The sequence below is a fragment of the Frisingicoccus sp. genome (assembly GCA_016298055.1).
Lineage (GTDB): Bacteria > Bacillota > Clostridia > Lachnospirales > Lachnospiraceae > Frisingicoccus.
Genome location: JAEDDO010000113.1, coordinates 1 through 5,567, shown reverse-complemented (window position 1 = coordinate 5,567; position 5,567 = coordinate 1). Strand labels below are relative to the sequence as shown.

The window sequence follows — 5,567 nt, the reverse complement described above, 5'->3', positions numbered from 1 at the left end:
AAGAATTAGTATTAGAAAGGAGCAATGAATTATGTTTGAAACGGAAGTGCCATATGACAAAAGAAAAATGCGGATCAGTTTAGCAGACGAAAATTTTGCCGGCATGCTTGTTGGTAGACAGGGCGACTATGTCAGTGAGAAAAGCGAAAGGGAAATTGTAGAGGAATCTCTGGACCATGTCATTGGTTCACAGAACTTAGAGGAACTTGCAAAAGGGAAGAAGGACATTGTCATTATTAGCTCTGATCACACTCGTCCTGTTCCGTCTAAAATCATTACACCGATCCTTCTTCGCAGAATCCGAAGTGTATCGCCGGATGCAAGAATCCGGATTCTGGTTGCAACTGGATTCCATCGTCCGAGCACAAAGGAAGAACTGATCAGCAAATACGGCGAAGAAATCGTTGAAAATGAAGAAATCGTCATGCACATTTCAACAGATGACAGCGCCATGAAAAAAATAGGAACCCTGCCAAGTGGCGGTGAATGCATCATCAATCGGATTGCAGCTGAGGCTGATCTTTTGATTGCCGAAGGATTTATTGAAGCGCACTTTTTTGCGGGATTTTCAGGTGGAAGAAAGTCTGTCCTTCCCGGTATTGCTTCTTATAAAACGATCATGGCAAACCACAGCGGAGAATTTATTAATGATAAGTGTTCCCGTACCGGAAACCTGATGCATAACCTGATTCATGAGGATATGGTTTATGCCGCAAGGAAAGCAGGACTTGCCTTTATCATCAACGTGGTTTTAAACGGAAATCATAAGATCATCGGCTCCTTTGCGGGTGATATGGAGAAAGCGCACGAGAAGGGGTGCAATTTTGTGCGCTCTCTGGCGAGCGTGAAAAAGGTGGACTGTGACATTGCCATTTCCACAAATGGCGGATATCCTCTGGATCAGAACATTTATCAGGCAGTCAAGGGAATGACTGCCGCAGAGGCAACGCTTCCCGAAGGTGGCGTTATCATTATGGTCGCAGGTTGCCGTGACGGCCATGGGGGACAGGGATTCTATGATAATGTTGCAAATGTAAAGGATCCAAAGGAATTCCTGGAACAGGCTATTCATACCCCCAGACTTGAGACGGTTCCGGAACAGTGGACTAGCCAGATTCTTGCCCGGATCCTGGTGCATCATAAAGTGATTTTGGTGTCAGATCTTGTAGACCCCAAGCTAGTTTCCGGATTGCATATGGAACTGGCATCCACCATTGATGAGGCACTGGAAAAGGCCTTTGCACTCAAGGGTAGGAATGCAAAGGTTGTGGTTATTCCTGATGGCCTGGGTGTCGTTGTAGAAGGATAATTGCAGAAGATAGAGAAAGGATAATCAAGATGTTACATAATATCATGGCAGAGTTTCTGGGAACGGCCCTGATGATTTTATTTGGCGTGGGCGTTCACTGCGATGAAGTACTGAATAAGACAAAGTACCGGGGAAGCGGACATTTATTTGCAATTACTACTTGGGGATTTGGCATTACCGTTGTTCTTTTCATTTTTGGAGGTGTTTGCCTCAATCCTGCAATGGCATTGGCTCAGGCAATTCTGGGTATGATCTCCTGGAAATGCTTTATTCCCTATTGTGTTGCAGAATTTCTCGGGGCACTTTGTGGAGCTTGCATTGTCTATGTTATGTATGCGGATCATTTTAAAGCAAGTGAGGGCGTGGTAGATCCAGTTGCAATCCGAAATATCTTTTCCACGAACCCCAATATCCGAAATCTTCCCAGGAATTTCTTTGTGGAGGCGTTTGCGACATTTGTGTTTTTGTCTTCCGTTCTGGGGATCGCCCATACTTCGGAAGAAATTCTTCCCATTGGCGTAGGTATCTTGGTATGGGCAGTAGGCATGGGACTTGGAGGCCCAACTGGATTTGCCATGAACCAAGCCCGTGACTTGGGTCCGCGCCTGGCATATACGTTGCTACCCATTCAGAATAAAACGGATAACGACTGGCAGTATGGATTGCTTGTTCCCGGCATTGCACCTTTCGTCGGCGCGGTATGCGCGGCATTATTTGCAAAAGGATTTTTGGGAATGTGATTTATGATATTAGGCTCAACTCTTGATATGGGGGTTGGGCCTTTTCTTTTCTTCCACACGGTTAACTTGGTAGTACAGAGTCTACCATTAGAATATTATACCACAAAGATCAATTCTCTGCCCGTGATACTGGAAATAATTTCATTATTCAAAGAACAGATGGTATCGCACAAACGGTCAACCACGTTTTCTAATGTAGAAAATAGTTGCGGAATCCACGCTTGCGAATCTCTTTCCAAATCTGCTCAATCGGATTCATTTCCGGTGTATAGGGCGGGATGTGAAACAAAACAATATTTTCAGGCAGCTCCAGTCCAGTGGATTTGTGCCATGCCGCACCGTCACAGCAAAGCAGACCCGGTCAGTGGCTCTACCGCTCCGTAGGCATAACGATACTCTCGGATATGATGGCAGGGCACACTGGGACGGATACCTTTCTCGCACCAGCAGTATTTTGGCTTGTTGATACGTCCAAATCCAGCTTCATCCTGGAACATCAGACGATTTTTCTTACTGCTGTGGATAACTTCCAATTCTTTTATTTTGGTGTTATTTTTTTGAGGCCGCGATTTCTTCTTCGCTGGCCTTCTGGGGATGCTTGCTGCGAGGCATGACCTTCCGCCATCCATGACGATGTAGGACAAAGTAGATCTGACCATTGCTGACAGGATGATCTACTGCAGCCTGGTATGCCTTGGCGATCTCACTGATCTCCACCAGCTCACCTTTTTCTGCACGTTCCTTAAACGGTGCCAAAATGGCTGCTTCTTCGGATACACTCATATTGCGGCGATTGCCACCGTAGTGATTGCCGGCAATTGCTTCGATTCCTTTATCCCTATACTTTGCCACAAGGCGAGTCACAGAACTTGCATGGAAGCCTGTTGCTGCGGATACCTCCCTGGCATCTGCTCCTTTTGCACGGAGTTCCAATGCTTTCAATCTGGCCTCGACTCGCTTATCCTGGTTATCCTAACGAGCCTGTTCAATTTCCTTGATTTGTTCTTCACTAAATTTGTATCTGGAAGCCATATTCATCACGCAGATACAGTATATCATATCATTGCAAGAAATTATACCGTTTTATTAAGAATTAGTATTAATCGAACATTGCCGGTTTTTCTTAGTTGTCGGATACCTGCTTTGACAGTTCTTTGATAATGGTCTTCCTAATTTGCTGGTTGATCTCTTTTCCGATGCACAGCGCTGCGACAAAGAGGCAGATGCCGCCTGCGGTCTGCAAACCTACACCGATGGCAGAGAGGATCAGGTTCTTCTTCATGTTATTCATGTTTCTATCAGTCCTTTTCGTCCGGGTGGATGTGTTACTACATTTGTTTATAAGTGATATACCCCATTTGCTCGAAATATTCGAGGCTGAAGTAGAAGCGGAATTAACGGAAGCGGATATTGTGGATTTCAAAAAGAAAATAAACACTGTATTCGATGCTACAATATGTAGGAGATTGATGGCAGTGGGATTGTTATATCAGCTGCACCCCATGAGCTTTGGTTTCAGCATGGATAATTTCTTTGTAACCAGTAGAACAGGGAAGTATTTTTGCGGACTTATTCAACGTTGCATTGAGAAAAAAAGTTGACAATCCGATAATACCTCGATACTATGGATTTATAGTTGCGCATATAGGTTTTTTATTTCCTATGATTATAAGCAGCTGCACAGGCTGCTATCAAAACTGGGGAGGCATAAGCTGTACTTCGAATTTTCTATCGGTTTTGAGGAAGCTAAGAAGTATCGCCAAGCCAACGGACAGATCCTCCGCCGCAATCAGTGGCAAGATCTGACCTGCCAGGTTTATATCTGAATCACAATGCGCCTACCGTCACAAAACGGTAGGCGCATTTTTTGTCTGCGGAAATCCAAGCCGAGAGATTTTGGGATTTCAATCCGATAGATTTTTGAGTGTAGGAAACAAAGACAAGGCAGAGTTTTCTGTACTCATTTCTGTTATCATTTTTGTTCTCACCTGATAACAGAAATACGATCCTCAAGCAACACCTGGATACTATGTCTTTGCACCGACATTTATACCGACATTAATCCGACAGTTATTCCGCCAACTGGCGGTAATGTGACAGGATGATGGCGGGATAAAGTGGCAAAGGATATCTGTCGGCAATTTACAGTATCATTTACAGCTTCATTTACAGCTCCATTTACAGCTTCATTTATAGCTTCATTTATAGCTTCGTTAAAGCTTCACTTCTAGCTTCGTTTCTACCCTCATTTCTACCCTCATGTGCAGTTTCGGTTACAAGGCCATTTGCAGGGCCAGATGAACCTGTATAATTACTGACTATACAAATTTCAAATCCCACCAGCCAGTAGCGGCAGATGGGTCATTGTCTGTTTTGAGAATACCGGGTCGATGATCCTAATCACTATCCAAATTATGATTATAATCATGATTAGGATAATTGTTAGGATTGAATCTTAAGAAGTGTGGGGATCCACTTGCTGATAATTTATATAATAATTATCAGCAAAATTATTAGAATGATTATTAGCTTACAGCAAGGACGAAGTGCGTTTAAAAACTGTAAACACCAATTTATCCATGCACTTTCAAAAGCCAACAACCCAAAACACACCGGCCCATCCGCTTACCGCATCCACAGGAAATCCATAAACCCGGGAACCTGCTTCTCCCAGTCCGCTTCGTTATGGCCTCCGCCCTCCTGGCAGTAGGCCCAGGCCGTGCCACCGCTTTTCTGAACCTGCCGGGCAATGGCGTGATTCCACCGGTAGGATGCGCTGCGGGGGTCCTCGCGCATGGGATCATGCTCCCCCCAGGCCTCCCGGGAGCCCCAGGACAGATAGACCCGCGTATCCGGGTCGATGGGGGTTCCATACACATCCGCCAGCACCCCATCCGGGCAAAAGCCGATGGCGCTGGACACGCAGGCCGCCTTGGAAAACCATCGGTTGTAGTGGAAGACCGCCCGGATTGCCATCAGCCCGCCCATGCTGGAGCCGGCAATGGCAGTGCATTCCCGGAAGGGCCAGGTCCGGTATTCCCGGTCGATCAGGGGCTTGACCTCGTTCAGAATCCATTCCAACGTCTCGTTTCCCTTGACCGCCAGGGGGCCAAAGAATTCTTCCGAGGCGGCATAGGGGAGGTATTCCTCCAGCCGCTGATTGCCGGTGTGGCTGCACTCCAGCCCCACCACAATCATATCCTTGCTCCACTGATCCAGAAAGGTTTTCAGCCCCCAGCACTTTCCGTAGGTGGCATCGCTGTCGTAAAAGAGATTGTGTCCGTCAAAAAAGTAAGTTACCGGATACCGCTCATCCGTCCTGCCGTAATTCTCAGGCAGATAGATGTGCAGCGGCCGGTTCTCCCCCTCGGGGCCGTATCCAAAATCCCGTTTGATAATCATGATCTGTCTCCTGTTTTTCCGAATGTGCTTATCGGCTTTACTCAGCTGCCCGGTAAATTGTTGTTTGGCGCGCAGCGCTCATGGCTTCCCCTTTGGGGAAGCTGGCACCCCAATCG

Annotated in this window: 6 protein-coding genes and 2 pseudogenes; 2 read left to right on the top strand and 6 right to left on the bottom strand. The window is 46.3% G+C overall.

The features are described from left to right. The first annotated feature begins 31 nt into the window (after nt 1–31). On the top strand, nt 32–1,309 hold the full coding sequence (gene larA, locus QZZ35_RS08530) for a nickel-dependent lactate racemase (RefSeq protein WP_291237014.1): 1,278 nt from the start codon (nt 32–34) through the stop codon (nt 1,307–1,309). A 29-nt stretch (nt 1,310–1,338) separates the two neighbouring features. Next, entirely contained in the window at nt 1,339–2,049 is a 711-nt protein-coding gene (gene larD, locus QZZ35_RS08525; RefSeq protein WP_291237013.1) for a D/L-lactic acid transporter LarD, read from the top strand. A gap of 95 nt (nt 2,050–2,144) precedes the next feature. Here the strand turns inward: larD and QZZ35_RS11690 are convergent. From QZZ35_RS11690 to QZZ35_RS08500, 6 genes and pseudogenes are all read right to left on the bottom strand, one after another. Then, nucleotides 2,145–2,404, bottom strand: a pseudogene (locus QZZ35_RS11690) (transposase); the annotation flags it as partial. Further along, a complete protein-coding gene (locus tag QZZ35_RS08520; protein ID WP_291237012.1) occupies nt 2,391–2,582 on the bottom strand; it encodes a hypothetical protein in 192 nt (63 codons plus the stop codon). The pseudogene QZZ35_RS11690 and the gene QZZ35_RS08520, both read right to left, overlap by 14 nt. A 16-nt stretch (nt 2,583–2,598) precedes the next feature. After that, entirely contained in the window at nt 2,599–2,901 is a 303-nt protein-coding gene (locus QZZ35_RS08515; RefSeq protein WP_442899886.1) for a winged helix-turn-helix domain-containing protein, read from the bottom strand. Next, nucleotides 2,881–2,997 (bottom strand): annotated as a pseudogene (locus QZZ35_RS08510) (hypothetical protein); the annotation flags it as partial. The gene QZZ35_RS08515 and the pseudogene QZZ35_RS08510, both read right to left, overlap by 21 nt. Before the next feature lie 175 nt (nt 2,998–3,172). Then, complete coding sequence (locus QZZ35_RS08505; RefSeq protein ID WP_291237011.1) at nt 3,173–3,340, bottom strand: hypothetical protein; 168 nt, start codon at nt 3,338–3,340, stop codon at nt 3,173–3,175. A gap of 1,334 nt (nt 3,341–4,674) precedes the next feature. After that, nucleotides 4,675–5,451 carry an alpha/beta hydrolase gene (locus QZZ35_RS08500; protein WP_291237010.1) on the bottom strand — a complete coding sequence of 259 codons (777 nt, stop codon included), beginning with the start codon at nt 5,449–5,451 and terminating at the stop codon, nt 4,675–4,677. Nucleotides 5,452–5,567: the final 116 nt, after the last annotated feature.

What these genes read in the sequence shown, in the direction of transcription:
- larD (WP_291237013.1), top strand. Translation starts at nt 1,339, where the DNA reads ATGTTACATAATATCATGGCAGAGTTTCTGGGAACGGCCCTGATGATT.
- QZZ35_RS08500 (WP_291237010.1), bottom strand. Translation starts at nt 5,451, where the DNA reads ATGATTATCAAACGGGATTTTGGATACGGCCCCGAGGGGGAGAACCGG.
- QZZ35_RS08505 (WP_291237011.1), bottom strand. Translation starts at nt 3,340, where the DNA reads ATGAATAACATGAAGAAGAACCTGATCCTCTCTGCCATCGGTGTAGGT.
- larA (WP_291237014.1), top strand. Translation starts at nt 32, where the DNA reads ATGTTTGAAACGGAAGTGCCATATGACAAAAGAAAAATGCGGATCAGT.